The sequence below is a fragment of the Bathymodiolus japonicus methanotrophic gill symbiont genome (genome assembly GCF_019721995.1).
GTDB lineage: Bacteria > Pseudomonadota > Gammaproteobacteria > Methylococcales > Methylomonadaceae > Methyloprofundus.
In genome coordinates this window covers 159,606-183,945 of sequence record NZ_BLYC01000006.1, presented here as the reverse complement: position 1 = coordinate 183,945, position 24,340 = coordinate 159,606, and the positions used below count along the sequence as shown (strand labels likewise).

The 24,340-nt window shown below is 43.2% G+C and carries 33 protein-coding genes and 5 pseudogenes; 25 read left to right on the top strand and 13 right to left on the bottom strand.

Features of this window, described 5'->3' with window-relative positions; genetic code table 11:
- The first annotated feature begins 308 nt into the window (after positions 1-308).
- The gene (locus K6984_RS11030) at positions 309-1,049 is read left to right on the top strand and encodes a porin family protein (RefSeq protein ID WP_221895576.1); all 741 of its coding nucleotides are present in this window, start codon (positions 309-311) and stop codon (positions 1,047-1,049) included.
- A 172-nt stretch (positions 1,050-1,221) separates the two neighbouring features.
- On the opposite strand, the gene K6984_RS11025 is transcribed toward K6984_RS11030, so the two are convergent.
- Together K6984_RS11025 and K6984_RS11020 are read right to left on the bottom strand one after the other, a co-directional pair.
- Positions 1,222-1,509: a HigA family addiction module antitoxin gene (locus tag K6984_RS11025; protein WP_221895575.1), complete on the bottom strand. Its 288-nt coding sequence runs from the start codon at positions 1,507-1,509 to the stop codon at positions 1,222-1,224.
- A gap of 207 nt (positions 1,510-1,716) precedes the next feature.
- Positions 1,717-1,959 (bottom strand): type II toxin-antitoxin system RelE/ParE family toxin, encoded by a 243-nt coding sequence (locus tag K6984_RS11020; protein ID WP_221895606.1) that lies wholly within the window; start codon positions 1,957-1,959, stop codon positions 1,717-1,719.
- 213 nt (positions 1,960-2,172) lie between these two features.
- On the opposite strand from K6984_RS11020, the gene cobM reads away from it, so the two are divergent.
- The 3 genes from cobM to K6984_RS11005 are packed head-to-tail and all read left to right on the top strand — an operon-like array spanning position 2,173 to position 4,211.
- Positions 2,173-2,958 carry a precorrin-4 C(11)-methyltransferase gene (gene cobM, locus K6984_RS11015; RefSeq protein WP_221895574.1) on the top strand — a complete coding sequence of 262 codons (786 nt, stop codon included), beginning with the start codon at positions 2,173-2,175 and terminating at the stop codon, positions 2,956-2,958.
- A 2-nt stretch (positions 2,959-2,960) separates the two neighbouring features.
- Positions 2,961-3,791, top strand: a complete 831-nt coding sequence (locus K6984_RS11010) for a sirohydrochlorin chelatase (protein WP_221895573.1) — start codon at positions 2,961-2,963, stop codon at positions 3,789-3,791.
- Between the two features lie 9 nt (positions 3,792-3,800).
- Entirely contained in the window at positions 3,801-4,211 is a 411-nt protein-coding gene (locus K6984_RS11005; protein WP_221895572.1) for a ribonucleotide reductase subunit alpha, read from the top strand.
- A gap of 440 nt (positions 4,212-4,651) precedes the next feature.
- Here K6984_RS11005 and K6984_RS11000 read toward each other — a convergent pair whose 3' ends face one another.
- On the bottom strand, positions 4,652-5,182 hold the full coding sequence (locus tag K6984_RS11000; protein WP_230988019.1) for an IS110 family RNA-guided transposase: 531 nt from the start codon (positions 5,180-5,182) through the stop codon (positions 4,652-4,654).
- 323 nt (positions 5,183-5,505) lie between these two features.
- Here K6984_RS11000 and K6984_RS10995 point away from each other — a divergent pair, with 323 nt between their 5' ends.
- Complete coding sequence (locus K6984_RS10995) at positions 5,506-7,389, top strand: IS1634 family transposase (protein WP_221895571.1); 1,884 nt, start codon at positions 5,506-5,508, stop codon at positions 7,387-7,389.
- Between the two features lie 5 nt (positions 7,390-7,394).
- Here K6984_RS10995 and K6984_RS30905 read toward each other — a convergent pair whose 3' ends face one another.
- The 4 genes from K6984_RS30905 to K6984_RS10985 all read right to left on the bottom strand — a co-directional run bounded on the left by K6984_RS30905 (position 7,395) and on the right by K6984_RS10985 (position 9,263).
- Positions 7,395-7,856, bottom strand: a complete 462-nt coding sequence (locus tag K6984_RS30905) for a hypothetical protein (protein ID WP_230988018.1) — start codon at positions 7,854-7,856, stop codon at positions 7,395-7,397.
- A gap of 25 nt (positions 7,857-7,881) precedes the next feature.
- Complete coding sequence (locus tag K6984_RS30900; protein WP_230988017.1) at positions 7,882-8,124, bottom strand: hypothetical protein; 243 nt, start codon at positions 8,122-8,124, stop codon at positions 7,882-7,884.
- 86 nt (positions 8,125-8,210) lie between these two features.
- Positions 8,211-8,690 (bottom strand): hypothetical protein, encoded by a 480-nt coding sequence (locus tag K6984_RS30895; RefSeq protein ID WP_230987931.1) that lies wholly within the window; start codon positions 8,688-8,690, stop codon positions 8,211-8,213.
- A gap of 432 nt (positions 8,691-9,122) precedes the next feature.
- Entirely contained in the window at positions 9,123-9,263 is a 141-nt protein-coding gene (locus K6984_RS10985) for a hypothetical protein (RefSeq protein WP_221894664.1), read from the bottom strand.
- Here K6984_RS10985 and K6984_RS10980 point away from each other — a divergent pair.
- Positions 9,220-9,426 carry a hypothetical protein gene (locus tag K6984_RS10980; protein ID WP_221894665.1) on the top strand — a complete coding sequence of 69 codons (207 nt, stop codon included), beginning with the start codon at positions 9,220-9,222 and terminating at the stop codon, positions 9,424-9,426. The genes K6984_RS10985 and K6984_RS10980 overlap by 44 nt on opposite strands.
- 189 nt (positions 9,427-9,615) lie before the next feature.
- Here K6984_RS10980 and K6984_RS10975 read toward each other — a convergent pair whose 3' ends face one another.
- Positions 9,616-9,756, bottom strand: a complete 141-nt coding sequence (locus tag K6984_RS10975) for a hypothetical protein (protein ID WP_221895570.1) — start codon at positions 9,754-9,756, stop codon at positions 9,616-9,618.
- A 12-nt stretch (positions 9,757-9,768) separates the two neighbouring features.
- Here K6984_RS10975 and K6984_RS10970 point away from each other — a divergent pair, with 12 nt between their 5' ends.
- The 3 genes from K6984_RS10970 to K6984_RS10960 are packed head-to-tail and all read left to right on the top strand — an operon-like array spanning position 9,769 to position 10,910.
- Positions 9,769-9,948: a hypothetical protein gene (locus tag K6984_RS10970; protein WP_221895569.1), complete on the top strand. Its 180-nt coding sequence runs from the start codon at positions 9,769-9,771 to the stop codon at positions 9,946-9,948.
- 52 nt (positions 9,949-10,000) lie between these two features.
- Complete coding sequence (locus K6984_RS10965; protein WP_221894666.1) at positions 10,001-10,453, top strand: hypothetical protein; 453 nt, start codon at positions 10,001-10,003, stop codon at positions 10,451-10,453.
- Between the two features lie 16 nt (positions 10,454-10,469).
- Positions 10,470-10,910, top strand: coding sequence for a hypothetical protein (locus K6984_RS10960; RefSeq protein WP_221895568.1), 441 nt, complete (start codon positions 10,470-10,472; stop codon positions 10,908-10,910).
- A gap of 439 nt (positions 10,911-11,349) precedes the next feature.
- Here K6984_RS10960 and K6984_RS10955 read toward each other — a convergent pair whose 3' ends face one another.
- Positions 11,350-11,577, bottom strand: a complete 228-nt coding sequence (locus K6984_RS10955; RefSeq protein ID WP_221895567.1) for a hypothetical protein — start codon at positions 11,575-11,577, stop codon at positions 11,350-11,352.
- Between the two features lie 19 nt (positions 11,578-11,596).
- Positions 11,597-12,124 carry a dihydrofolate reductase gene (locus K6984_RS10950; RefSeq protein WP_221895566.1) on the bottom strand — a complete coding sequence of 176 codons (528 nt, stop codon included), beginning with the start codon at positions 12,122-12,124 and terminating at the stop codon, positions 11,597-11,599.
- 283 nt (positions 12,125-12,407) lie between these two features.
- On the opposite strand from K6984_RS10950, the pseudogene K6984_RS10945 reads away from it, so the two are divergent.
- Positions 12,408-12,870 (top strand): annotated as a pseudogene (locus tag K6984_RS10945) (IS1595 family transposase); the annotation flags it as partial.
- On the opposite strand, the gene K6984_RS10940 reads toward K6984_RS10945, so the two are convergent.
- A complete protein-coding gene (locus tag K6984_RS10940) occupies positions 12,832-12,981 on the bottom strand; it encodes a hypothetical protein (protein WP_221895565.1) in 150 nt (49 codons plus the stop codon). The pseudogene K6984_RS10945 and the gene K6984_RS10940 overlap by 39 nt on opposite strands.
- A 12-nt stretch (positions 12,982-12,993) precedes the next feature.
- Here K6984_RS10940 and K6984_RS30890 point away from each other — a divergent pair, with 12 nt between their 5' ends.
- From K6984_RS30890 to K6984_RS36110, 5 genes and pseudogenes are all read left to right on the top strand, one after another.
- A complete protein-coding gene (locus K6984_RS30890) occupies positions 12,994-13,212 on the top strand; it encodes a hypothetical protein (RefSeq protein ID WP_230988023.1) in 219 nt (72 codons plus the stop codon).
- A pseudogene (locus K6984_RS30885) lies at positions 13,125-13,358 on the top strand (transposase); the annotation flags it as partial. The gene K6984_RS30890 and the pseudogene K6984_RS30885, both read left to right, overlap by 88 nt.
- 94 nt (positions 13,359-13,452) lie before the next feature.
- On the top strand, positions 13,453-13,581 hold the full coding sequence (locus tag K6984_RS33215) for a hypothetical protein (protein ID WP_263458596.1): 129 nt from the start codon (positions 13,453-13,455) through the stop codon (positions 13,579-13,581).
- Positions 13,582-13,608: 27 nt separating this feature from the next.
- Positions 13,609-13,911, top strand: a complete 303-nt coding sequence (locus K6984_RS36115; RefSeq protein WP_221895563.1) for a transposase — start codon at positions 13,609-13,611, stop codon at positions 13,909-13,911.
- Positions 13,912-14,331: 420 nt separating this feature from the next.
- Positions 14,332-15,366, top strand: a pseudogene (locus tag K6984_RS36110) (IS30 family transposase); the annotation flags it as partial.
- 786 nt (positions 15,367-16,152) lie between these two features.
- Here K6984_RS36110 and tnpC read toward each other — a convergent pair.
- Positions 16,153-17,563 (bottom strand): annotated as a pseudogene (gene tnpC / locus K6984_RS10915) (IS66 family transposase).
- A 314-nt stretch (positions 17,564-17,877) separates the two neighbouring features.
- On the opposite strand from tnpC, the gene K6984_RS10910 reads away from it, so the two are divergent.
- From K6984_RS10910 to K6984_RS10875, 10 genes are all read left to right on the top strand, one after another.
- A complete protein-coding gene (locus K6984_RS10910; RefSeq protein WP_221894617.1) occupies positions 17,878-18,075 on the top strand; it encodes a hypothetical protein in 198 nt (65 codons plus the stop codon).
- Positions 18,076-18,871: 796 nt separating this feature from the next.
- On the top strand, positions 18,872-19,000 hold the full coding sequence (locus tag K6984_RS33210; RefSeq protein WP_263458596.1) for a hypothetical protein: 129 nt from the start codon (positions 18,872-18,874) through the stop codon (positions 18,998-19,000).
- Positions 19,001-19,027: 27 nt separating this feature from the next.
- Positions 19,028-19,201 (top strand): hypothetical protein, encoded by a 174-nt coding sequence (locus K6984_RS10905; RefSeq protein ID WP_221895561.1) that lies wholly within the window; start codon positions 19,028-19,030, stop codon positions 19,199-19,201.
- A complete protein-coding gene (locus K6984_RS10900) occupies positions 19,195-19,965 on the top strand; it encodes an IS701 family transposase (RefSeq protein ID WP_221895560.1) in 771 nt (256 codons plus the stop codon). Before K6984_RS10905 ends, K6984_RS10900 begins: the two co-directional genes overlap by 7 nt.
- 253 nt (positions 19,966-20,218) lie before the next feature.
- Positions 20,219-20,854 carry an endonuclease III gene (gene nth / locus K6984_RS10895; RefSeq protein WP_221895559.1) on the top strand — a complete coding sequence of 212 codons (636 nt, stop codon included), beginning with the start codon at positions 20,219-20,221 and terminating at the stop codon, positions 20,852-20,854.
- A 159-nt stretch (positions 20,855-21,013) separates the two neighbouring features.
- On the top strand, positions 21,014-21,505 hold the full coding sequence (locus tag K6984_RS10890) for a hypothetical protein (protein WP_221895558.1): 492 nt from the start codon (positions 21,014-21,016) through the stop codon (positions 21,503-21,505).
- The gene (locus tag K6984_RS10885) at positions 21,460-21,693 is read left to right on the top strand and encodes a hypothetical protein (RefSeq protein WP_221895557.1); all 234 of its coding nucleotides are present in this window, start codon (positions 21,460-21,462) and stop codon (positions 21,691-21,693) included. Before K6984_RS10890 ends, K6984_RS10885 begins: the two co-directional genes overlap by 46 nt.
- The gene (locus tag K6984_RS10880; RefSeq protein WP_221895556.1) at positions 21,660-22,214 is read left to right on the top strand and encodes a nucleoside hydrolase; all 555 of its coding nucleotides are present in this window, start codon (positions 21,660-21,662) and stop codon (positions 22,212-22,214) included. Before K6984_RS10885 ends, K6984_RS10880 begins: the two co-directional genes overlap by 34 nt.
- The gene (locus K6984_RS33205; protein WP_263458596.1) at positions 22,163-22,291 is read left to right on the top strand and encodes a hypothetical protein; all 129 of its coding nucleotides are present in this window, start codon (positions 22,163-22,165) and stop codon (positions 22,289-22,291) included. Before K6984_RS10880 ends, K6984_RS33205 begins: the two co-directional genes overlap by 52 nt.
- A gap of 27 nt (positions 22,292-22,318) precedes the next feature.
- The gene (locus K6984_RS10875; RefSeq protein WP_221895555.1) at positions 22,319-22,480 is read left to right on the top strand and encodes a hypothetical protein; all 162 of its coding nucleotides are present in this window, start codon (positions 22,319-22,321) and stop codon (positions 22,478-22,480) included.
- Positions 22,481-22,520: 40 nt separating this feature from the next.
- Here K6984_RS10875 and K6984_RS36915 read toward each other — a convergent pair.
- A pseudogene (locus K6984_RS36915) lies at positions 22,521-24,024 on the bottom strand (transposase).
- Positions 24,025-24,340 lie beyond the last annotated feature (316 nt).

The window sequence follows — 24,340 nt, the reverse complement described above, 5'->3', positions numbered from 1 at the left end:
TTGTATAATCAATGTGTTATAAACTTTCATTATACAGTAAAACTAGGCCTCATTCACGATTAACCTGTTGTTTTTAAAAAGAATTCAAGGCTTTTAGTCAACGGAATGCCATTAATATTAGTAATACCAATATTTCAGAAAAATAAGCATTCGCTGATATTCTTATGCTTTAAAAACTATGAAACTTCAGCTTGTAAGGGGCAAAGTTTACTGCTATCCTTTCTACCGTGTTACAAAATGTTGTGTGAACGATACAATTTGTTGTGATATTCATACAAAAACTATAAATTACCCTTGGGGGGGTGACTATGTTTAAAAAAACAAAATTAGCTCTAAGTGCTGCGACAGCGCTTCTAGCATTAAGCGGTCTAGCAGTAGCGCCACTAGCTCATGCTGACGATATGGCTCAATTGCAAGCAAGAATTGCAAAATTAGAAAAGCAAGAAACAGAAAGACAAACGATGGGCGGAGGCAATATGGTCTATTTCCGCGGTGGTTATGCGAGAAATAATGATGATCGCTTTGGTAATATTCTTACCGATACAGCTGGCTTGTCAAGCTCTGCAAATGGTAAGCAAGACGGCTGGTATGTAGGTGCTGGCTTGGACCTGGTTTTAACCAATGATTTCTTTGGCTTTGAAGACAGTATCGAAGTGCTGGGTGAAATCATGTTTGAATATAAAGAATTTGATAACACCAACCTAAATTTACAGCCTCTTCCCACTGTTATTGACAGCTTAAATACAAGAGGCTCCGTTAAAGTGAATCAATTTACATTAACCGCATCACCAAAAGTTAAATTTATGCGTGGTAGCAAGTTCAGACCTTGGGTTATCCCAGTGGGTTTGGCTATCCACGTTATCAGCCCACCATCTGACGGTGTAACTGTATTAGAGTCAGGTATGCATTTTGCTGCTGGTGCGGATTACAATGTCTGGCACAACCTCTTTGTCGGTGCAGACGTTCGTTATAACCTGACATTCGGTGACCTGAATGGTGTAAATATCAATGGTTTCACCACAGGTGCATATGTAGGTTTTGGTTTCTAAGTTAAGCGCTTAAGCTGTACCTCGCTATAAGGGAAGGCTTAACAACCTTCCCTTTTTTTATGCCTGAAACAAATGCCTGGTTTTAAAAATATCATTCCAAAATCCTGCGTAGGGCGTGGCTTTAGCCCGCCTGTTTCGACATACACGGCGGGCTAAAGCCACACCCTACCGTCTAAGCGACTTTTAACGCATGTACGCCTAATTCATTTTTATACTGTTTAACTTGCCAAAGGTCATAGCTCACTTGATATCCAATCCAGCTTTCTGCGCTACCACCCAAGGCAATTGATAACCTGACCGCCATTTCTGGTGTTACACTTGCTTTTCCATTTATTATTTTTGACAAGGTTTTCCTACTAACCGCTAATGCCTTTGCCGCTTCCGTAATACTTATTTTTTCTGGTTCTAACCATAAGCCTTTTATGACTTCCCCGGGGTGAGGTGGGTTATACATTTCCATAATACCTCCTAATGGTAATCCTCATGTAACTATTTCTGCATCACCTTCATGAAATTGGAAGGTAATACGCCAATTTGCTTGAACCTAAAAAAACAGTTGAGCACGGAATTATAGTGCAAGATATAGGTTTCACAGTGCTTTCAAAAAATCTTAGATTCACCCATAGGTTAATTGGGCATTTTTTGGAAGTTCTGTGGGATCAATAGCTTATGCTAGAAACCGTGAGCAACTGATTTTTTTAGGTTGAACTGTTACAGACCATATCCCTTTTCTATCACCTTTTAATTCGTGAAGCTTAAGAAATGGAATATCCATATCCTTGATTGATTTTGCCTGGTTTAATTGAGCAAGGATTAATCGTAACCGTTCGTAGTGTTTCGCTTGAATACCTGCCTTGCTACCTGTTTGATAGAATTTTTCTAAACCTTTGTGGATAAAGCTTTTTATCATGGGCAAAATTGTAACCCCAGAGGTTTCAAGTTACAATTTTTTATTGCCTACACTTGTGTTAATATAGCCGCTAAAATCACAGGTCTGTTCAGGCGGCTTAAAAAATAGCATTGCAAAACCCTGGCGTAGGGCGTGGCTTTAGCCCGCCTGTTTCGGAACACAAAGCGGGCTAAAGCCACGCCCTACCGTTTTAATAAACTACTAATACTCTCTATGGCCAAAGTCTGGTTTGTTGGTGCAGGGCCTGGTGACCCTGAACTAATTACTCTAAAAGCACAAAAACTGATTGCCCAGGCAGATGCAATTTTATATGCAGGCTCTTTAGTTTCAATCGCTGCTACGCAATGGGCCAAGCCTGGCTGTACTATTCAAGACTCTAAAGGCATGACTTTAGATGAAATTACCGACTGGCTGATCTCGCAAGCAAAGGCAGATGCCACTGTGATTCGCCTGCAAACGGGTGATCCTGGTTTATATGGGGCACTGATTGAAATGGTGCAGCCCTTAGATAAAGCTAAGATAGCGATAGGCGTTGTCCCCGGCGTGACCTCCGCAATGGCTTCTGCTGCAGCGGCGGTAGAAACACTGACATTGCCAGAAGTAACGCAAACCGTTATTTTCAGCCGCGTCGAAGGTCGAACGCCGATGCCTGAGGGCGAGTCTTTAGTCGAACTGGGGCAGCATCACTGTACCCTGTGCTTATATCTCTCCATTACTTTGCTATCAAAAGTGCGCACCGATCTGCTTGCCGCAGGCTGGCAGGATGAAGCGCCGATCGTAGTGGTGCATAAAGCTAGTTGGCCGGATGAGCAAAAAATCATTCATGGCACACTGGCAACTATAAAAGACTTATGTAAACAGGCAGGTATCAATTCACAATCCATGATTATTATCAGCCCGGCACTGGGAGCAAGGCAGTGGGACAAGATTAAAAAATCCAAATTATACGATGCAGAGTTTAGCCATCGTTTTCGTAAAGCAAGCAAAACCCAGGAATAAACATGGAATTCAGTATTTTATTAGTCGGGCATGGCTCCAGAGCAGAGCAGGGAAATGTAGAAATCGATGCCTTTGCCAAACAGTGGCAGGCGCATCATCCTGAATGGCAGATCCATGTCTGTTTTATAGAATTTTCCGAGGTATTACTCGATGCGGGATTTGATCTGGCGGCTAAAAAATCAAAAAAAGTGATTGTGGTGCCGCTTATTTTAAATGCAGCCGGGCATGTCAAAATGGAGATTCCGGAGCATTTGGCACAGGCAAGAAAGCGCCACCCTGATGTGGAATTTATTTATGCCAGACACCTGGGGGCAAGTACCGGTATCTTAAGTATTCTCAAGCGTAGCCTGCAAAAAACCATGGCTAAAATAGATATGCCTGACCCTAAAACTACCGGGGTGATTGTGCTAGGCCGTGGCTCTTCGGATAAAGTCGCTAATGGTGAAGTGGCTAAAATTGCGCGCTGGCTCTGGGAAGAAACCCAACATGAGTTAGTCGATATTGCCTTTACCGGCATTACCTTTCCGCGCCTGGAATCTGCAGTACAAAGACAGGTCAAGCTGGGTATGACGCAAATATGCATTTTGCCGTATTACTTATTTACCGGCACTTTGATCGAGCGTATCGCCCGGCAATTTGCTAATCTGCAAAGCTTATATCCGCAAGTGAGTTTTTCGCTAGGCAAATATTTTGGCTTTGAGCCGGAAATCTACGCCGCTCTAGATGAGCGTGTGCTGGAGCTTGTGGATGCTAAGCAAGAACATATGATGGAATGCGATGGCTGTCATTACAGGCAAATAGCCCAGGAACATGGCCACGGACATCAGCACTAATAAAAACACATGATTGAAATAACCGATTATCAAAGCTTACTAGCAGCTGGCAGACAAGAACCAAACCCGCAGCGTTTTCTCTTTGTTTTTCTGCAAGCATCTTTACCTGAAGAGTATAATGAAACTGATAAGGATAAATTCCATGCCGGGCAAGGTGGGGAATTAAAAGCCATTATGTGTGTCGATAAAGATCTAGATGAACTCACTAATTTTTCTGATCTAGTCAGCGAATCAAAGCAGATGGAGCAAGACTGGAGTATGGTTTTGATTGCCTGCCTGGCGGGTAATAATGGTATGCACCCGAGTGCTGAAGAAGCTGAGCAGCCGCTGAAGATGATGGTGCAGACGGTACAAAGTGGTGGTGATTTATCGAAGTATCTAGCTTTTGACCGGCAAGGTTTTTTATTGCATTTTTCTTAAAGATTGGCATCTCCCAATAACAAGCCAAACCTTTGTCAATGCATTCCGTGTAGGCTGGGTTGAGGAACGAAACCCATATATGGACTCCTCGTTTATTGCAAGCCAAGTTTTACATAATTGATGCTAATAACAGTGAACAAGATTGCAGCCATATATTCGGTCTCTAACAGAGGCTTTTTTGCCTCAGGACTCCTGATGAATCTATTCGCATACTTTTTGACCCTACCAGCCTAACGGTCTCGCAATGGACTCTCTGGGTTGCACGGGTTCTGTAAAAGTATCGGTCTGACCTGTTGTTGTCATCAATATTGGTTAACTTGCCTCCGCAATCTTGGTTACTCGGTTATCTCAGGGTTATCCACGCTTTGTCCACAGACGAAGAGCCCTCCTAGCTCGCAGTCGGTGGGCAAAGGGTGGGTAACCCTGCTTATGCACTCTAACTATGTCAGAGCTGCATCATATTCTTTATCCTGACTCGCCATCGCCCACAGTATTCGGGCATTTTTATTGGCCAGCGCAACGGCGGCTTTATTAAATCCACGCCGCTCAATGAGTGCTTGTAGCCATAGGCTTAATTTATCTTTTTTACCACTACAGTGCTTTAACACCGATCGTGCTCCATGAATTAACATCATACGAATATAGCGGTTACCTCGCTTACTAATTCCTAAATAAACCTGATTATCACCACTGCTATGTTGTCTCGGAACAATCCCTAAGCTGGCTGCATAATCTCGGCTACTCTGATAGCTTTTACCTGTCCCTATGTCTGAGGCAATGATGGTGGCTGTTATTGCCCCAATACCTGGCACATCAAGAAAACGCTGGCTTAACTGATGGCTATTACATAGCCGGCTAATACGTCTGTCCTGTTGTTTAATCTCTTCATCTAGTGCAACTGGTTTTTCATATTGCTCAGCAAACATTTCTCGACTTAAATCAGTTAAATCATTGTCGCTATCTTCTTTCAATGGGAACACTGATGGAAAATCATGGAAACGGAGCTTAGCGAAGTGGTGATTTTTAGTCCCTGATACTCGATGTTCAAGTTTTTCCATCCCATTGCCATCAAACTCTTACCTTCACCCAGCAGAACAATACTTTAATGATGCTGTTGGCCCTAACCTATCTTCGTCACTTTTATCTCTTCAAGTCATTGATTTATAATTCGCATTAAAAATTCATCGTAAAAATCCCTTTGGAATCAATGGTGTTTTTTTTGAGGGTCTCTGTAGTGCCATCTTAACTTGCTCTGCCCCTTGATTTTCCCTGGTTTTTCACCGATGCTAGTGGTATGTATATTCGAAGAACCAAAACAAAAAGCCTTGAAGACGGCTCAGCTTATTTCACTTACCGCATTGTAGAATCTGTGCGTATAGGAAAACAAGTCAAGCAACGTACATTGCTCAATATAGGTGCGGACTTTACGATTGATAAAAAGTACTGGCCCTTGCTGACGGCCAGAATCGAACAATTACAGCAAGGTTTGGAACCACATCAGGAAGAGCTATTCAATTTAGCCGATGATTTAAATCAACTTCTGGAAGCAACAGCCCAGCGCTATAGCTCACTGATGACTGCAAAACTGTCACAACCGCTAGATTCAAAAACAACAACGCGAGATTTTCATCATGTCGATATTAATCATGTCGAAGCCATTAATACCCGTAGTATTGGTGTTGGAATCCTGGCACTGCATGCCGCACAGCAGTTACAGCTAGACGAAAAACTCATGGCGCTGGGCTTTAATAAAGTAGATACGGCGACGGCCCTGGGCACTATCATAGGACGTATGGTTTCACCCGGCAGTGAACTGCAAACACATGACTGGTTGCAAAATCGAACAGGCCTGGGCGAATTACTGGGTCATGACTACGGTAACACCAGCCTGACGCGATTATATACAGTCAGTGACAAGCTACTCAAACATCAGGCAACTCTTGAATATTTTCTGGCTGACCGAGAGCAGACGTTGTTCAATTTAAACCGCAAGATTGTATTGTACGATCTGAACAATACTTATTTTGAAGGCCAGTGCGCCCGAAACCCGAAAGCGAAATTCGGTCGCTCTAAAGAGAAACGCACTGATTGCCCGTTGGTTACTCTGGGGCTGGTTCTGGATGGTGACGGCTTTCCATTGAGTAGTCAGGTTTTTCCCAGCAACGCCAGTGAGCCCGCGACCTTGAAACTGATGCTTGACGAACTTCGAGACAAGGATCCCTTTCATCAAATAAAGCCGGTGGTTATCATGGATGCCGGCATTGCCAGCGCTGACAATATTGCCTGGTTAATCGAACAAGATTATCATTATCTCGTTGTCAGTCGAGAACAACATGTAAAAAACCCAAGAGATCAGAAAACTCCGGTAGCGGTCAGGGATACCCGGGACAGCAATGTTGTTGTTTATCGTGAAGTTGATCAAGAAACCGAGGAAACCCGACTCTATTGTCATTCAGAACAAAAAGCAAAAAAAGAACAAGGTATCCGTAATCGCTTCCATGCTCGTCTGGAAGAGGCCCTAGAAAAACTGCACACAGGTCTGAGCAAAAAAGGCACCCTTAAAAAATACGACAAAATACTGGAACGTATCGGACGACTACGTGAAAAACATAGCCGTGTTGCTGCAGATTACACCATTAACGTTATCGCGGATGACAAAAAAAACAAAGCCATCGGTATAGAATGGCAACGTAAACCTGAAAGTGACCAAAAAGATAAGCACTGTGGTGTTTACTGCCTAAGAACGAATATCCCTGACTGGTCGGAAGAACAGTTATGGCTAACCTATACCATGCTGACTGAGATTGAAGCGACCTTTAGAAGCCTGAAAACCGAGCTAGGCTTGCGCCCTGTCTATCACAAAAAAGAAGAGCGGGTTACCGGACACCTATTCATCACATTATTAGCTTACCACCTGGTACATGTACTGCGTTATCAACTTAGATTGCAGGACATCCATCTAAGCTGGGAAAGCATTCGCAACAGGATGTCGACCCAGCAACGCATGACCATTACTTTACCCACGGATAACGATACAATCATTCACCTGCGAACCACAAGCAAAGCAGAAACCAGACAAAAACAAATATACACTGCGTTGAATATTAACCCCGACCCGATTGGAAAAGTTAAAACGATCGTTGATATGAAACCTGTAGTGCCAACTGGGGCCGATTGAAAAATTTAACTCATTGAAATAATGGGAAATTGACTGTATATGTCACGAAGATAGGCTAAGCGCCCTAAATCTCTGCCAATCATATGTTTTCCTGATGGCATCAGTTGAAACACATCCTTTATTAATTCGCCTAACTCTTTCAGCTTATCACCAGGATCTGGAAACTCTAGCAATGACATGATGAACTCAAGCAGTACATCCATTTGAGACTTGCGCTGTAAGCTTCCTACGGTATACGCAGGTAGTTTGCTTTCAATGCGGGCTATTTGCTCTGGGTGAAGGAGAAGGCAATGGTCAAACAAAAGACTCAGAACCAGGCCACGGCTTGATCCCTCTTCATCTAATTGTTTGGCCTCACGCCCCCATCCTTCATAAAGCTTCCAGTCCTCAAAGAAAACCTCAATCAGCCATCTCAACGTATAGGCTTGAATAATATCTTGTGTGCGCCAAGTCAGGTCTGTCGCCACTAAATAGCGATAGTCGTTTTCACCGTCATATTTTAAGGCAATGACAAAGCGTTTTTTTACTGTGAGAACTCACCTTTAATCGTGCACTGCTGACAGTCACTTTAATCTCTTTTCCGCCACGTACACGTATTATCTGATCAATGCCTTTGTTAATCGAATTAAAGTAGCTCTCGACTGACCTTATTCTACCTCTATATTCAATATTTTGGTTTTTACGTAATTGGCTAATCACCTGCGAGCCTCCAGATTCTTTAGCGGCTTCGTCCATAAAGGCTTTTTCACCATACAGCGCATCAGCCAGTACGCCTTTAATTTTAATCAGGCTATGCGCAACTTTAAACTCTTTTAATAAGCCTAATGCAATCTCTGTTTTGGTCGGGTAGGCACTGTAATGGATGAGGTAACTAGCAGCAATAATACTATCGTTTGTCCATTAACATATCCGCCGGAGCCTTTGTGTTTCTGCTTGTAAACCTTATAAATACGTTTTGTAGACTTAGATCGTGCTCGGTCTGATTCATCAAAGGCCAACACACCTTCAGTAATGCCATAACGTTTTAAAATTAAGACCACACTCACCCGTAGCAACCAGTCACAGGGTATACTTGCTTTACGAAACACCCAGGATAATGCGGCTACTTTGCAATCTCCAAGGCTTGCTCGCTCAAACTTAGCCCAGCAAACAGAGTTCATTAGCAGTATGCCCGTTAAACAAGTGCCCAACCAAGCGGCTTGAATCCGTGTCAAAGCGGCTCCGGGTTTTAGCTGATTGAGCGCATCATTTAAATCGTCAATATAGCTTTGGATAAAGGTGGCTGGGGCATTCATTAACATGGGCTTACACCGATAAAATTACAACAACCTCAGAATACCTGATTTTACCTTCTCAATATCAAAAACTTGAACATCGAGTATAAACATGGCAAAACCACCTAAAATAAACCTCGATACACCAGCATTGTGTATTTCAGCTACTCAATAATTGGGAAACTTCAGTTATAAAGGAACCGATGCATACATTGGTACAGTAGGCATCAGTGTTCCCATTGAAAGAAGAAGTACCTAAACAAAGCAGCCTATAACCTACCTGAAGCTAGCACCAATCGAATATTTCCATCTTTTTGATTTTAATCACTTATAACAGCAAATAGACACTCTGTAGGCACCGTAAAAAAAACAACAAATAATTTCAAATAAAGCTTGCAATTGCCGAAAAAATTTTCGTTTTAATCACCTCATAAACGGATATCACCCATGCTTAAAGACCTACCACTCTCTGAACATATTCACCAACCAGGCGCGCCATGCTACCTCACGAAATTCCGGGACTCCTGTCGCCATAATTCGTTCACCTACGCAGCGGATGGGAGATGCCCTGAACGCCCTGCGTCCGCAACGACTACGCACAAAAGCCGCTTCGTCATTACTACCTCACTGGCTGGACGGCTATTCGGAATGCAATTCTTGCTCCTCTCGCGTGCTGCTAGCACACGTCGAATCAGCGAATTGCCCTGTCGCCTATCAGGGACTAAAAATCACCACTTCGCTAACCCATCTTCGTCACTATTGATGATGTAGTTGTTATAAATCAATTGGTTGAAATTTTAAAAAGTAGCCAGTTGGCACTACAGATTTTGTGTTTTTGTATAAAACGGTGGATTTTTTAGAGTATTTTTGTCGCATGTAAATTACACTCAAATAATGATGATTTTTTTGACAAAAGTCAATGAATTTATCGACAGAAATAATATAAATGGCACTACAAAACTTTCAAAAAAAACACCCAGGCGCGCCATGCTACCTCACGAAATTCCGGGACTCCTGTCGCCGTAATTCGTTCACCTACGCAGCGAATAGGAGATGCTCCAGCCGCCCTGCGTCCGCCACAGACTGAGCACAAAGCAGCTCAGTCATGGCTACCACAAATGGCTCTACGGCTATTCGGGATAAAATTTTAGCCTCCCTCGCGCGCTATCGCGCACTTCGGATTGGCAAATTTCCCTGCGCCTTCTGGAGACTATCAGCCCGTCCGGGGCTGACAGCGATTGATTTTAAAGAGAATTTTTCGACAAAAAATCGCTTAAACCGATGAATCAATGGCTTAGAAAGATGAAAGTGACGAAGATGGGCTAAGCTCCGTTTCCATGATTTTCAGCGGCTGTATCAGTGTAGTCGATAGTGGTCGCCATTTCCTCCAAACCAATGAACAGATTTATGGCCAGCTGCTTCCCCACTCAACGTATTTTAAATCACTGAAGTCGCATAGACGAACAAGTATGCTTGAGGCATTTGAACAGCAGAGCTATCATCTTCACGCTGAAACACTGCTATCGCAAGGCATTGATTATCTTAAAGCATTCCCGGAACTTGACGAATACACCATAGAAGCAGCGGATGGACATTTTATTGATCATGCCTGCCATACTGAAAAAAACAGCAATCGGGGAGTCGCTATTTTTGCGAAAGCTTGTTTTGGGCATCCCAGCCCAAGCAAGCAGCAAAAACTTAACGCGACCACTTATGCCTCCGGCGGCCCCGATTCGTCCTCGTCACCTCGTCCCGACCCAACAAGGGGTCGGAACATAGGCTCCAAATGACTTGACGCCGTGTCGGATGGCCTTTTATTTTGTCTCCACCTTCGCTAACGCTCAGACTCCGACAAAACAACGGCCCTACGGCTATCGCGGACTAAAAATCTTCACTTCGCTAAAGCTCCGTTTCCAGGATTTTCAGCGGGGGAAAGTTTATGCGGCCGAGGGGATTTACGCGTTGAATCTCAGAAGTGGGTTGCTCAGATTTCTTTGTCTGGTGACAAACGGAACTCAGAGACATCAAGAAATACCTGTGTTACGAAATCATATTGGAAAGCAAAACAAGGGAAATAACAGCTCTCAGAAACATCTCTATGTCTACGATAAAGCCGTCACCGATTTTGTCTGGTGGGATCGGCAGAAACGACATGCTAATTACATGATTTCAATGCTAAAAGAAAATTCAATTGCGACTCTGGCGGTGTTTTTCAAGACTGAAGTTTCCCAATTATTGAGTAGCTGAAATACACAATGCTGGTGTATCGAGGTTTATTTTAGGTGGTTTTGCCATGTTTATAGCAAACCCCTACTTAATTCCCCTTAGGCAATAGCATTTGAAACGAATGAAAAGACTGTTTTTTTCATATAGTTGTAGCATAGTCTCAATTTTACCATAAATAATTATTGGAAAACTTCAGATTTCTAACATTCCAGCTTTTTAAAAAAGAAGTAGTAAAATCAGCGCTGTAATCAATTCTTTTGCAGTATTATTATCTGACTTCTGCTTTGATGTTTACTATAAACTCACTTTATTGGGCGGAGCATTCCATCAGGCTCAACGCGGCACCAGCGAAAGACCTAAGCCTACATATTAATACTCGATGTTCAAGTTTTTTAACTGATTGATTTTATTGATAATTTTACTGACAAAGAAAGCATCAACATCATTGTAAATCAATCACTTATAAAACAAAGCCGGAAAAATTTACTTTTCTTAGCCCAGTTATAGCTGAAAACTTGAACATCGAGTGATAGGCGACAGGGCAATTCGCTGACTCGACGTGTGCTAGCAGCACGCGAGAGGAGCAAGAATTGCATTCCGAATAGCCGTCCAGCCAGTGAGGTAGTAATGACGAAGCGGCTTTTGTGCGTAGTCGTTGCGGACGCAGGGCGTTCAGGGCATCTCCCATCCGCTGCGTAGGTGACGAATTATGGCGACAGGAGCCCCGGAATTTCGTGAGGTAGCATGGCGCGCCTGTTTTCGTAAACAATAAAGCTGTAGGCAAAATCAACACTGTTATCATCATTAATATCTTCGCGTGCTACTTCTTGCCATAGTTCGGGGTTAATCTCGGGAAACCAGGTATCGCCATCAAAGTTCTGCTTGATTTCGGTAATATACAGCCTATTTGCTCGTGCCAAGGTTGCTGCATACAAAGTTGCTCCCCCGATCACAAAGACTTCAGCTTTATTCGCACAGTTTTGTAAAGCGCTATCCAGATCATTAAAAACCAGGCAGTCTGCTTGTTGATAATGTGGGGCACGGCTGATAATGATATTTTGCCGGCCGGGCAAAGGGCGACCAATAGATTCAAAGGTTTTACGTCCCATAATAATCGGCTGACCCATAGTGATCTGCTTAAATTTCTTAAGATCAGCAGATAAGTGCCAGGGCATTTGATTATTAATGCCGATAGTACGATTAGTCGCCATGGCGACAATAAGCGACAATTTCATTTTTATATTTTGTCAGTTTTTATATAGTATGAAATATTACATTAATTTTCCTGATTACGTATAACTCGATGTTCAAGTTTTCAGCTATAACTGGGCTAAGAAAAGTAAATTTTTCCGGCTTTGTTTTATAAGTGATTGATTTACAATGATGTTGATGCTTTCTTTGTCAGTAAAATTATCAATAAAATCAATCAGTTAAAAAACTTGAACATCGAGTATAAGCCTCAGCAACTTCCCATGGCGGGCTATACTGAAAGTATAGGAAAAAGTGGAGGATCAGAAAATGTGCAAAAATAAAGTGCGGTTTCAATCGGGCTATAGTTTAACAGATTTATTTCGTGAGTACGGGACGGAAAAGCAATGTGAGGACGCCGTATTTAAGTGGCGTTGGCCAAGCGGGTTTATCTGTGCAGAATGTGGTTGCACTCATTATTATGCACTGAAGACACGCAAACTGTATCAGTGCAAGGGGTGTCACCATCAGGCTTCACTCATCAGTAGGACCATCTTCGAGCAAACCAAATTACCACTGACTATTTGGTTTTTAGCGATGCATTTGATCACACAAGCTAAAACTGGGATATCAGCCTTGGCTCTGATGCGTCGTTGGGCGTTTCATACAATACTGCCTGGAGTATGAAACAGAAGATAATGCAGGTTATGAAGGAGCGGGATGACAGCAAACCACAAAGTGGAGAATTATTCAGTTAGACGATGTTTACTGGGGTGGCGAAAGGCGGGCAGGCGCGCCATGCTACCTCACGAAATTCCGGGACTCCTGTCGCCGTAATTCGTTCACCTACGCAGCGAATAGGAGATGCTCCAGCCGCCCTGCGTCCGCCACAGACTGAGCACAAAGCAGCTCAGTCATGGCTACCACAAATGGCTCTACGGCTATTCGGGACAAAATTTTAGCCTCCCTCGCGCGCTATCGCGCACTTCGGATTGGCAAATTTCCCTGCGCCTTCTGGAGACTATCAGCCCTTCCGGGGCTGACAGCGGCGGCAAACGAGGAAGAGGCTCAGCAAATAAAGTTCCTTTTGTTGCAGCTGTATCGGTTTCCAAAGAAGGCCACCCGATGGCCATGAATATGAATGTGGTGAAAGGGTTTCAAGCTAAAGAGATTGAAAGGTGGACAACAGGCCACTTAACAGCAGGCAGTACAGTTGTTTCCGATGGTCTGGCCTGTTTTTCTTCAGTGAAAAAAGCCGGTTGTGCTCATGTCAGCATTGTCACTGGTGGTGGACCTGAATGCGTATCACTTGAAGAATTTACATGAGTTAACACCATGATTGGTAATGTGAAAAATGCTCGGGGAGTCGCTATTTTTGCGAAAGCTTGTTTTGGGCATCCCAGCCCAAGCAAGCAGCAAAAACTTAACGCGACCACTTATGCCTCCGGCGGCCCCGATTCGTCCTCGTCACCTCGTCCCGACCCAACAAGGGGTCGGAACATAGGCTCCAAATGACTTGACGCCGTGTCGGATGGCCTTTTATTTTGTCTCCACCTTCCCTAACGCTCAGACTCCGACAAAACAACGGCCCTACGGCTATCGCGGACTAAAAATCATCACTTCGCTAAAGCTCCGTTTCCAGGATTTTCAGCGAATGACAGGAACTTATCATTCGGTCAGTAAAAATCACCTACCACGATACTTGGCAGAATTTTGTTATCGCTTTATTCGGCGTTTTCAGCTGGAGGATATGATACCCCGGCTGGGGTATATTGCAGCAAGAACTGCTCCTATGCCTGTGAAGCTATTGAAAGTAGCTGAGGGTTATGGGTAATCAGGAAGCTTTAAGTGTGACTAAGGGAGTAAATATACGATCTCTATTATCCGCAGAATGCTCAATGATTTGCTCCAAGGTGTTCGTGGATAAAATATCGTTAAAAGGTAGGTGGGAGAATTGAAATATGGATTTTTTGAATTTTTGAACTTGATACGATACGATTTTTTCGTAACATTAGACATGGTTAAGCTCTTTATCAGATTAATTTTACTTTGTAATTCAATTATATATGATTATAAAGAAGAGCTTAACCTTCAAAAAATACTTTATCAAGTTGAAATATAAGAACTGAAGTTCCTGAATTCGTATAATAAGTGCATAACCCTCTGCAAGTATTGGCTAGACTAACACCTGTTGAATTAAGACAAGACATAGGTGTAAAGTAAACAGCTACCAAACAATTTACAGAGGCTACAAATGAGCTATACACACCTATGTCCTGAAGAAAGATATTATATAGAAATTGAATTAAAAAAGGGAACTTCACAGAATAAAATAGCAGAAGCCTTAGAACAAAGCCAAAGCAATATTTCACGCGAGATTAAACGCAATACAGGTCAAAGAGGCTACAGGCATAAACAAGCAGAAGATTTTGCCCAAGAACGACACAAAAACAAGCCAAAGAGGTTAAATTAACGGATGAAATAAAAGGCATTGTTAATGTTCGCATTGAGGATGACTGGAGTCCTGAGCAGATTGCAGGGCGGTTAAAACAAGAGGGTATAATTAGTCTTCATCATGAAACAATCTACCAGCATATTCTGGCGGACAAAAAGGCAGGGGGTGAACTATACAAGCATCTTCGGCATCAGAACAAAACCTATCGCAAGCGGTATGGGTCAGCCCATAATAGGACAGGAATCCCTAATACTCGATGTTCAAGTTTTCAGCTATAACTGGGCTAAGAAAAGTAAATTTTTCCGGCTTTGTTTTATAAGTGATTGATTTACAATGATGTTGATGCTTTCTTTGTCAGTAAAATTGTCAATAAAATCAATCAGTTAAAAAACTTAAACATCGAGTAATAGAGTCGATATAGATGAGCGTCCTGAAGAGGTCAACAACCGTAAGCGTATAGGTGATTGGGAGGCAGATACAATCATTGGGAAAAATCACAAAGGGGCGATTGTAACGTTGGATGAGCGAGTCTCTAAATTACGGTTGGCCTTCCCTTTAGCGGGGAAAAAGGCTCAATATGTATTAGACGCAACTATTTTAATGCTTGATCCTATAAAAAGCTTTGTTAAAACAATTACTTTTGATAACGGGAAAGAGTTTACCCTGCATGAAAAAATAGCAGAAGCACTAGGTTGTGATACGTATTTTTCGACTCCATACAGCTCTTGGGAAAGAGGGCAAAATGAGAATGCTAATGGCTTATTAAGACAGTATTTCCCTAAAGTAATGGAGTTGATTGATGTTACGATAAAAGAGGTTTTTATAGCCGTTGATACTCGATGTTCAAGTTTTTTAACTGATTGATTTTATTGATAATTTTACTGACAAAGAAAGCATCAACATCATTGTAAATCAATCACTTATAAAACAAAGCCGGAAAAATTTACTTTTCTTAGCCCAGTTATAGCTGAAAACTTGAACATCGAGTGATAAGCTAAATAGTCGCCCTAAAAAGTGTCTCAATTACAAAGCACCTTATGAGGTATTTGAAGAGCTGACTGGGATAGATATGAAAAATTTATTGGGTTATGTACTTATGACTTGAATTCAGGGTTTACCAATAACTGAAGTTTCCCAATAATTATTTATGGTAAAATTGAAACTATGCTACAACTATATGAAAAAAATAGTCTTTTCATTCGTTTCAAATGCTATTGCCTAAGGGGAATTAAGTAGGGGTTTGCTATAAACATGGCAAAACCACCTAAAATAAACCTCGATACACCAGCATTGTGTATTTCAGCTACTCAATAATTGGGAAACTTCAGTTTACGAAATTCATCTGTACAAAATCCAGTATGAACGATTACGGTTTGTCTTTTAATAATGGCGCTTGATCCTGATGCGTATTTATCTGGTACTCTGCATCTAGAAACCCGGTTGATCTTTTTCTCTCTTCCAGTGCCCGTTCTTTTTGTGTGACTTCATCCGCTGTAACGCAAGATTTCGTGCACGGGTTTATTTACAAGGCTGTTAAGCGCAGGACACTCGCCCAGCAGGTGACAAGTTTTTACCAACATTATTTGTAACTACTCAGCGAAGCTGAGTAGTTTAATGAAATTATAAAGCAAATTCAGGTAACTTTCCCTCAAAGACCAAGGTCATTGCCTGAGTTGCACTTAGACCTTGTTTACGGCACGTTGATAAATACCCTCTGACACGACAAAATATCTCTGCACCCTTGGTACTACGAAAGCAGCCGGATATTTTCTGTTGAACCTTGGTCATCCGAATCGAATTTTCTGCGGCATTATTGGTAAATGGCACCCAGGTATTTGTCATGAAGCGCAAGACATCCTCTTCATAATTAATCAGCCTTTCCAGTAAGTTTCTAGCTTTACTGCGTTTTATTCGCTCCCGTTTTACTTCTTTAGGCTTATCGGGTGGTGGGCATTCGATCTCCGCTTTGCCAAGTAATTCTCTGTATTGTACCTTCCATTTTTCTGCTTCTTTATGTAGTAGCATGCCACCTGCTTCATTGACGGCATCATTCATTTTTTCAAGTAGTCGTTTCATTTCAAGCGCCCACTCCTGTTTATCCTGCTCCCAGGCGCGCGTTAATTCCCTCAAATGATGTGCATTACAAAGCGAATGAGTACAATCATATTTATAGTATGGGCTTCCAATGATCATGACATAAAATCCCATGAAAATGGGGTAAAATACCAATGTCATTCATTGCCTCTGTGCCACGTTTGGCATGGGGAAAGAAGTGTGTCCACTGAACATTGGAGGCCCCATGTAGCCAATGGCGCTTACCATTAATATTAATGCCTGTTTCATCCGCATGAATGCACGCTGATTCGACTAAGTGTTCTTTACTGATAGTTTCAAACCCAGCCAACTTCTCATAGGCCAGTTCATTGAAATTATAGATAGAGCCTTCACTAATCGGCATACCTAATTGATCAGCGAAATACTCCTGTATTCGGTTGTAGGGCAATAACTGATATTGCGAAAGATAAACCACATGGGCTTTTATCCCATTACCATATTGCGCAGCCTTAGTAACCTCATCTGGAAAAGGAGCGATAAAACACTGACCTTTTCCATTTATCAACCGTTGCGCCTGGTATTCTGTCACTACCCTTGAGATATCAATATCGAATACCTGGCGTGTTTCAAAGCCATCTGCCGTGTATCGCCCTTTTGGCAAGGTACGGCGATCAATGGTAATGATCTCGATTTCATCCGGGTCATCTATTTTTTGAAGTGTCGTGCCGACATGCGATTTTTGTCCGCCAGAAGGCTTATCTGATTTTTTTCGATTCCCTTTTTTACGTTTGGGATCACTTGCAGGTGGTTTACTGCTATTTTTGCTGTTCAGTGTCACTCGATTGAGTAATACCGTGACTAATAATAGAATCACTTCCAGTGCTGATTTTAGCGCAGGCGATATATCACGCTCAGTTTCAAGTAACTGTTTGGCATGACTGATTGCGGAATCAACATCGATGAAGTCTATTTTCAAAGGGTAACCTGTATTGCTTTAAGGACAGGCTTATTATCTCATGGGTTTTAAATCCCGAATTTTCCTTGTTTTAAGCGATTGTAAGGCGAATAAAAAAGTTCTTCGAGGTCGTAGATGTTTAAGGGGACATTTTGTGATGACTATAGCGATAGAAGCAATAAAGCGTGGATTAATCGACTGTTGGGCAGTTTACTAAAAATCACAAAAACCAGACTAAAACCCTGTCAAGAACTTTTTTAATTATTCAGGCGCGCCATGCTACCTCACAACATTCTGGGACTCCTGTCACCAACATTCATTCGCCTACGCAGCGAATGGGAGATGCCCTGGTCGCCCTGCGTCCGTCTCAACTACTCAACTACGCACAAAACCCTGCTCAGTTAAGTCTACCTCAAATGGCTGGACGGCTATTCGGAATGCAATTCTTGCCTCCCTCGCGCGCTACTAGCGCACTTCGGATCAGCGAATTGCCCTGTCGCCTACCAGAGACTAAAAATCATCACTCCGCTTAGGCTCCGTTTCCCTGATTTTAAGCGTACGCTGAGTAGTTACCATTATTTTTAACTGAAGTTTCCTAGTTTTTAAAGCATAGGAATATCAGCTAATGCCTATTTTTATTAGATATTAATGGCGTTCCGTTGACTAAAAGCCTTGCATTCTTTTTAAAAACAACAGGTTTATCGTGAATGAGGCCTAGTTTTACTGTATAATGAAAAGTTTTATAACACATTGATTATACAAGTAAAATGACCTCATTCAATGTTCATTTTACGCGAATATTTTTACTCCCGCTTCAATATCATTTTTCCGAAACCACTTTAGGCCGCGAACGGCCTCTCTTTCGTTTACACGATCCTGTCATTATCGTTCCTTTTACGTCCATCAATGAACCTCTAATCTTTGGCGTTCACTGATACGTTGTTTGGGTGGAGATCAAGAAATAAGCGCTTTTAACACTTTCATGGCTTCTTCAACTTTGCGTGGCCTTGGGCTGTGGGAAACTATCTGGGACTGGATTCCGTTCCGACAACAGATTGGGCCGCATATTGGTTGCACTGTATGACCTCCATATCACTAAGTAAGGCAAAAATATCTTGTCGGCTGTGAAGCCAGTTTTGACCACGCTGCCCATCGAAATCAAAGCAAATATCCATGGGCACAAAATTCTTGTATCGGTAAGGTTGCTGAAACAGGTCAAAGTCGCCTGTGCTGCTTTATTTTTTAGATTTTCCGATTTTATCTGCCCTTTAAAAACAATTCAGGCAAAAAAAGAAACCGCCCACGATAAGATCGGGAGTCGCTTATTTATTGCGAAAGCTTGTTTTGGGCATCCCAGCCCAAGCAAGCAGCAAAAACTTAACGCGACCACTTATGCCTCCGGCGGCCCCGATTCGTCCTCGTCACCTCGTCCCGACCCAACAAGGGGTCGGAACATAGGCTCCAAATGACTTGACGCCGTGTCGGATGGCCTTTTATTTTGTCTCCACCTTCGCTAACGCTCAGACTCCGACAAAACAACGGCCCTACGGCTATCGCGGACTAAAAATCTTCACTTCGCTAAAGCTCCGTTTCCCTGATTTTCAGCGGGTGATGTCGCTCCTTTCCAGACCAAGATGGCTCAGGCGGCTCAAATGCTGATTGCAATTGCAGAACATTTTTCCACCGCTCCGATATTAACAGTCACTGATAGCTGGTTTGGCAACAATGGCCTATGGAAGCCTGCTTACAAAGCTATCGGAAGCCGGTTTAATATTCTCTCTAGGTTAAGGTGCAATAATGTACTGTACGATCGTCCAGAAAAAAGAAAACCCAAGCAGAGGGGGCGGAATAAAAAGTACGGGCAGCGCCTGGGGTCAGCCACAGACATGGCAAAAACAGTACAACAAAAGGCCCGATCGTATACCGTGAATCTCTATGGAAAACAGCGTGAAGTCAGGGCTTATAGTCGCGTTGTCATGCTGAAAACATTGAAACGACCCGTTCAGGTTGTCTGGGTGTTTCGTCGCACACAGTGGATTGCTTTGTTTACGACCGATCTAAGTTTATCCGTCACACAGATTATTGAGTATTATGGTGCGCGATGGAAAATCGAATCCGGGTTCAAAGAGCTCAAGCAAGACATAGGGAATCAGAAAAGTCAGTGTCGAAATGCGCAGGCAGTGACCAACCATTTGAACTTCTGTATGATGGCAACAACGCTGACGTGGATTTACGCGGATCGTTTAAAAACCGATCCGGAACGTCGGCACAAAGTGAAGGGGCGAGCCAGTTTCGCCTTTTCAGATATCCGCCGCATCATTGCCGAAGCGGCTTTGGATCCGGATTTTGAAAGGGTTTGCCCCAAATACAGCAGCTCCCCTGTAAATTCGGTGGTAGCCGTTTTATTGCGAATGGTTCCTTGATGAATTTCTAAGAAACTTCAGCCAATAAGGTACACAGTCCTCTTTAAAATGAATCTCTCCCTCGTCTATACTTTGGGTAATATTTTTCCAGGCCGCAACAATAAATTGTAAAAAATCAGTCACAATATATTCTGCGCCATTGCTACCCAGACGGGAAATATAACCTAATAAATCCGAGGGTTCATGCCAGTCGGGACGAACAGGAACGATACAATAATTTGAATTATCTTGTCTAAAGCGATCGCTGAAAATCATGAATAAACAAAAACGCCTGGAGATATTCTCTAGACTAGCCGAAGCTATTCCAGATCCTGTTACCGAACTAAACTATAACAGCACGTTTGAATTACTAATTGCGGTGGTTTTATCTGCACAAGCTACTGATAAAGGTGTCAATAAAGCGACGGCCATATTATTTCCGGTGGCTAATACACCACAAGCTATTTATGATCTGGGTGAAGAGGGCTTAAAAGAGTATATTAAAACCATCGGCTTATACAATAGTAAGGGCGCTAATATTATTAAGCTATGCCGTAAATTACTGGATGATTTCCAGGGCGAAGTGCCGCAAACGCGGGAGGAACTAGAATCTCTTGCAGGTGTGGGGCGTAAGACGGCTAATGTGATTTTAAATACAGCGTTTGGTCAGCCAGTGATGGCGGTGGATACGCATATTTTTCGGGTATCCAATCGTACCGGTATTGCCAGGGGTAAAAATGTTTTAGAGGTGGAAGCAAAACTGGACAAACATGTACCTAAGCAATATAAACTGGATGCTCATCATTTATTAATTCTACATGGCCGTTATACTTGCATTGCCCGAAAGCCACGTTGTGCAAGCTGTGTAATTGAGGATTTATGTGAGTATAAAGATAAGCCTGATATGTAATATAAGGTAAAGTGTAGTTTATGCAGAGTATCAATTGAGTCTATAAAATAATTTTTGCTGTTTTAGGAGTTATCATGATGAAAACATTAGCAGGCGCGCCATGCTACCTCACGAAATTCCGGGACTCCTGTCGCCATAATTCGTTCACCTACGCAGCGGATGGGAGATGCCCTGAACGCCCTGCGTCCGCAACGACTACGCACAAAAGCCGCTTCGTCATTACTACCTCACTGGCTGGACGGCTATTCGGAATGCAATTCTTGCTCCTCTCGCGTGCTGCTAGCACACGTCGAATCAGCGAATTGCCCTGTCGCCTATCAGGGGCTAAAAATCACCACTTCGCTAAGCTACGTTTCCATGATTTTCAGCGCATGTAAGCGCGTTATATTTATTGGTACGCTGATATATTGCTCATTTTTTACTTTAGCCGCATTTGCGGCAGCCTCAAATGCTTCCCCTAAAGTGGCTAAACAGGCACAGGCGCGCCATGCTACCTCACGAAATTCCGGGACTCCTGTCGCCGTAATTCGTTCACCTACGCAGCGAATAGGAGATGCTCCAGCCGCCCTGCGTCCGCCACAGACTGAGCACAAAGCAGCTCAGTCATGGCTACCACAAATGGCTCTACGGCTATTCGGGATAAAATTTTAGCCTCCCTCGCGCGCTATCGCGCACTTCGGATTGGCAAATTTCCCTGCGCCTTCTGGAGACTATCAGCCCGTCCGGGGCTGACAGCGGATGCTGCTGGCCTGGTTGATGTTGATGCGGTTATTCCTACTTATGGGAATGCCCCTTACCGTCAGAAATGGCCGTGGCACTTTATCTTACCCGGGTATTAAAAGGGCGTCATGATATCCCGGTAGTTCCAGGTGCCATGGCACAGGCGAGTCAGACGCTGCATCCCACATCACTCTGGTTTACTAATCAAAATGTGAAAATAGAAGGGCCGGATGGATCGTTTGCTATTTCCTGTCGAAACTCCGGTGTAGAGATGATGTACCAGAGATTAATAAGCAGTGATAAGCCAATTACTATTCTGGCAATTGGCCCATTGACTGATGTTGCCTGTTTACTGACCACATCGCCAGAAATCAAAACTAAAATTGCAGAAATAATCATCCTGGCATCCCGTGTAGAAGGCGAGTCAGTCAGCGTTAATGGCAAGACTGTTAATGACTTCAATTTCCGCATGGATCCGATTGGGGGTGCTCTGCTGTTTGGTTCATCGGCAGCTCGTGAGGTTCCAATTCGGCTTATGTCTTTTAGTCTGACCGGGCAGACATCCCAGGCATTGGGGAGTCGCTATTTTTGCGAAAGCTTGTTTTGGGCATCCCAGCCCAAGCAAGCAGCAAAAACTTAACGCGACCACTTATGCCTCCGGCGGCCCCGATTCGTCCTCGTCACCTCGTCCCGACCCAACAAGGGGTCGGAACATAGGCTCCAAATGACTTGACGCCGTGTCGGATGGCCTTTTATTTTGTCTCCACCTTCGCTAACGCTCAGACTCCGAAAAAACAACGGCCCTACGGCTATCGCGGACTAAAAATCTTCACTTCGCTAAAGCTCCGTTTCCAGGATTTTCAGCGGAGGAGGGTAAACTCTAAATCTCGTTTGGGAGTGCATTAAAGAGTTGGTATATCATAACCTGAAGTTTCTTAGAAATTCATCAAGCAACCATTCGCAATAAAACGGCTACCACCGAATTTACAGGGGAGCTGCTGTATTTGGAGCAAACCCTTTCAAAATCCGGATCCAAAGCCGCTTCGGCAATGATGCGGCGGATATCTGAAAAGGCGAAACTGGCTCGCCCCTTCACTTTGTGCCGACGTTCCGGATCGGTTTTTAAACGATCCGCGTAAATCCACGTCAGCGTTGTTGCCATCATACAGAAGTTCAAATGGTTGGTCACTGCCTGCGCATTTCGACACTGACTTTTCTGACTCCCTATGTCTTGCTTGAGCTCTTTGAACCCGGATTCGATTTTCCATCGCGCACCATAATACTCAATAATCTGTGTGACGGATAAACTTAGATCGGTCGTAAACAAAGCAATCCACTGTGTGCGACGAAACACCCAGACAACCTGAACGGGTCGTTTCAATGTTTTCAGCATGACAACCCGACTATAAGCCCTGACTTCACGCTGTTTTCCATAGAGATTCACGGTATACGACCGGGCCTTTTGTTGTACTGTTTTTGCCATGTCTGTGGCTGACCCCCGCTGAAAATCATGGAAACGGAGCTTAGCGAAGTGGTGATTTTTAGTCCCTGATAGGCGACAGGGCAATTCGCTGATTCGACGTGTGCTAGCAGCACGCGAGAGGAGCAAGAATTGCATTCCGAATAGCCGTCCAGCCAGTGAGGTAGTAATGACGAAGCGGCTTTTGTGCGTAGTCGTTGCGGACGCAGGGCGTTCAGGGTATCTCCCATCCGCTGCGTAGGTGAACGAATTATGGCGACAGGAGTCCCGGAATTTCGTGAGGTAGCATGGCCGCGCCTGTAGCTTTGTAAACAGGCTTCCATAGGCCATTGTTGCCAAACCAGCTATCAGTGACTGTCAATATCGGAGCGGTGGAAAAATGTTCTGCAATTGCAATCAGCATTTGAGCCGCCTGAGCCATCTTGGTCTGGAAAGGAACGACTTCCCCTCTTATCGTGGCGATTTCTTTTTTTGCCTGAATTGTTTTTAAGGGTAGATAAAATCGGAAATCTAAAAATAGGCACGCCCAGCGACCTTTGACCTGTTTCAGCAACCCTACCGATACAATGTTTTGTGCCCATGGATATTTGCTTTGATTCGATTTGGCCGCGTGGTCAAAAATGGCTTCACAGCCGAAGATATTTTTGCCTACTTTAGTGATAATGGAGTCATCCAGTGCAACCAATATGCGCCCATCTGTTTCAGGAGACGGAATCAGCTCCCAGATAGTTTTCCACAGCCCAGCCCACGGCAAAGTTGAAGAAGCAATGAAAGTGTAAAAGCGCTTATTCTTGATCTCAAACCCAAACAACGTATCAAGGCAACGCCAAAGATTAGAGGTCATTGATGACGTAAAAGGAACGATAATAGACAGGATCGTGTAAACAAACAGAGAGGCTCGTTCGCGGCCTAAAGTGGTTTCGGAAAAATGATCTTGGAGCGGGAGTAAAATATCGCGTAAAATGAACATGAATGAGGTCGTTTTATTTGTATAATCAATGTGTTAGAAACTTTCATTATACACTAAAACTAGGCCTCATTCACGATTAACCTGTTGTTTTTAAAAAGAATTCAAGGCTTTTAGTCAACGGAATGTCATTAATATTAGCAATATCTAATATTTCAGAAAAATAAGCATTAGCTGATATTCTTATGTTTTAAAAACTAGGAAACTTCAGTTCAGTTTAACAAGCTTGCCCCTTATATTCAGAATCTGAAGTTTCCCAATTATTGAGTAGCTGAAATACACGCTGAAATACACAATGCTGGTGTATCGAGGTTTATTT

Bases quoted from the DNA above. Each gene is read 5' to 3' on its own strand.
- K6984_RS11030 (WP_221895576.1), top strand. From the start codon at position 309: ATGTTTAAAAAAACAAAATTAGCTCTAAGTGCTGCGACAGCGCTTCTA.
- K6984_RS11025 (WP_221895575.1), bottom strand. From the start codon at position 1,509: ATGGAAATGTATAACCCACCTCACCCCGGGGAAGTCATAAAAGGCTTA.
- K6984_RS11020 (WP_221895606.1), bottom strand. From the start codon at position 1,959: ATGATAAAAAGCTTTATCCACAAAGGTTTAGAAAAATTCTATCAAACA.
- cobM (WP_221895574.1), top strand. From the start codon at position 2,173: ATGGCCAAAGTCTGGTTTGTTGGTGCAGGGCCTGGTGACCCTGAACTA.
- K6984_RS11010 (WP_221895573.1), top strand. From the start codon at position 2,961: ATGGAATTCAGTATTTTATTAGTCGGGCATGGCTCCAGAGCAGAGCAG.
- K6984_RS11005 (WP_221895572.1), top strand. From the start codon at position 3,801: ATGATTGAAATAACCGATTATCAAAGCTTACTAGCAGCTGGCAGACAA.
- K6984_RS10995 (WP_221895571.1), top strand. From the start codon at position 5,506: ATGTATATTCGAAGAACCAAAACAAAAAGCCTTGAAGACGGCTCAGCT.
- K6984_RS30900 (WP_230988017.1), bottom strand. From the start codon at position 8,124: ATGGACGAAGCCGCTAAAGAATCTGGAGGCTCGCAGGTGATTAGCCAA.
- K6984_RS30895 (WP_230987931.1), bottom strand. From the start codon at position 8,690: ATGTTAATGAATGCCCCAGCCACCTTTATCCAAAGCTATATTGACGAT.
- K6984_RS10980 (WP_221894665.1), top strand. From the start codon at position 9,220: ATGGGAGATGCCCTGAACGCCCTGCGTCCGCAACGACTACGCACAAAA.
- K6984_RS10970 (WP_221895569.1), top strand. From the start codon at position 9,769: ATGGCTACCACAAATGGCTCTACGGCTATTCGGGATAAAATTTTAGCC.
- K6984_RS10965 (WP_221894666.1), top strand. From the start codon at position 10,001: ATGATTTTCAGCGGCTGTATCAGTGTAGTCGATAGTGGTCGCCATTTC.
- K6984_RS10960 (WP_221895568.1), top strand. From the start codon at position 10,470: ATGGCCTTTTATTTTGTCTCCACCTTCGCTAACGCTCAGACTCCGACA.
- K6984_RS10955 (WP_221895567.1), bottom strand. From the start codon at position 11,577: ATGGGAGATGCCCTGAACGCCCTGCGTCCGCAACGACTACGCACAAAA.
- K6984_RS10950 (WP_221895566.1), bottom strand. From the start codon at position 12,124: ATGAAATTGTCGCTTATTGTCGCCATGGCGACTAATCGTACTATCGGC.
- K6984_RS30890 (WP_230988023.1), top strand. From the start codon at position 12,994: ATGGCTACCACAAATGGCTCTACGGCTATTCGGGACAAAATTTTAGCC.
- K6984_RS36115 (WP_221895563.1), top strand. From the start codon at position 13,609: ATGGCCTTTTATTTTGTCTCCACCTTCCCTAACGCTCAGACTCCGACA.
- K6984_RS10910 (WP_221894617.1), top strand. From the start codon at position 17,878: ATGGGAGATGCCCTGGTCGCCCTGCGTCCGTCTCAACTACTCAACTAC.
- K6984_RS10905 (WP_221895561.1), top strand. From the start codon at position 19,028: ATGGCCTTTTATTTTGTCTCCACCTTCGCTAACGCTCAGACTCCGACA.
- K6984_RS10900 (WP_221895560.1), top strand. From the start codon at position 19,195: ATGCTGATTGCAATTGCAGAACATTTTTCCACCGCTCCGATATTAACA.
- nth (WP_221895559.1), top strand. From the start codon at position 20,219: ATGAATAAACAAAAACGCCTGGAGATATTCTCTAGACTAGCCGAAGCT.
- K6984_RS10890 (WP_221895558.1), top strand. From the start codon at position 21,014: ATGGGAGATGCCCTGAACGCCCTGCGTCCGCAACGACTACGCACAAAA.
- K6984_RS10885 (WP_221895557.1), top strand. From the start codon at position 21,460: ATGGCTACCACAAATGGCTCTACGGCTATTCGGGATAAAATTTTAGCC.
- K6984_RS10880 (WP_221895556.1), top strand. From the start codon at position 21,660: ATGGCCGTGGCACTTTATCTTACCCGGGTATTAAAAGGGCGTCATGAT.
- K6984_RS10875 (WP_221895555.1), top strand. From the start codon at position 22,319: ATGGCCTTTTATTTTGTCTCCACCTTCGCTAACGCTCAGACTCCGAAA.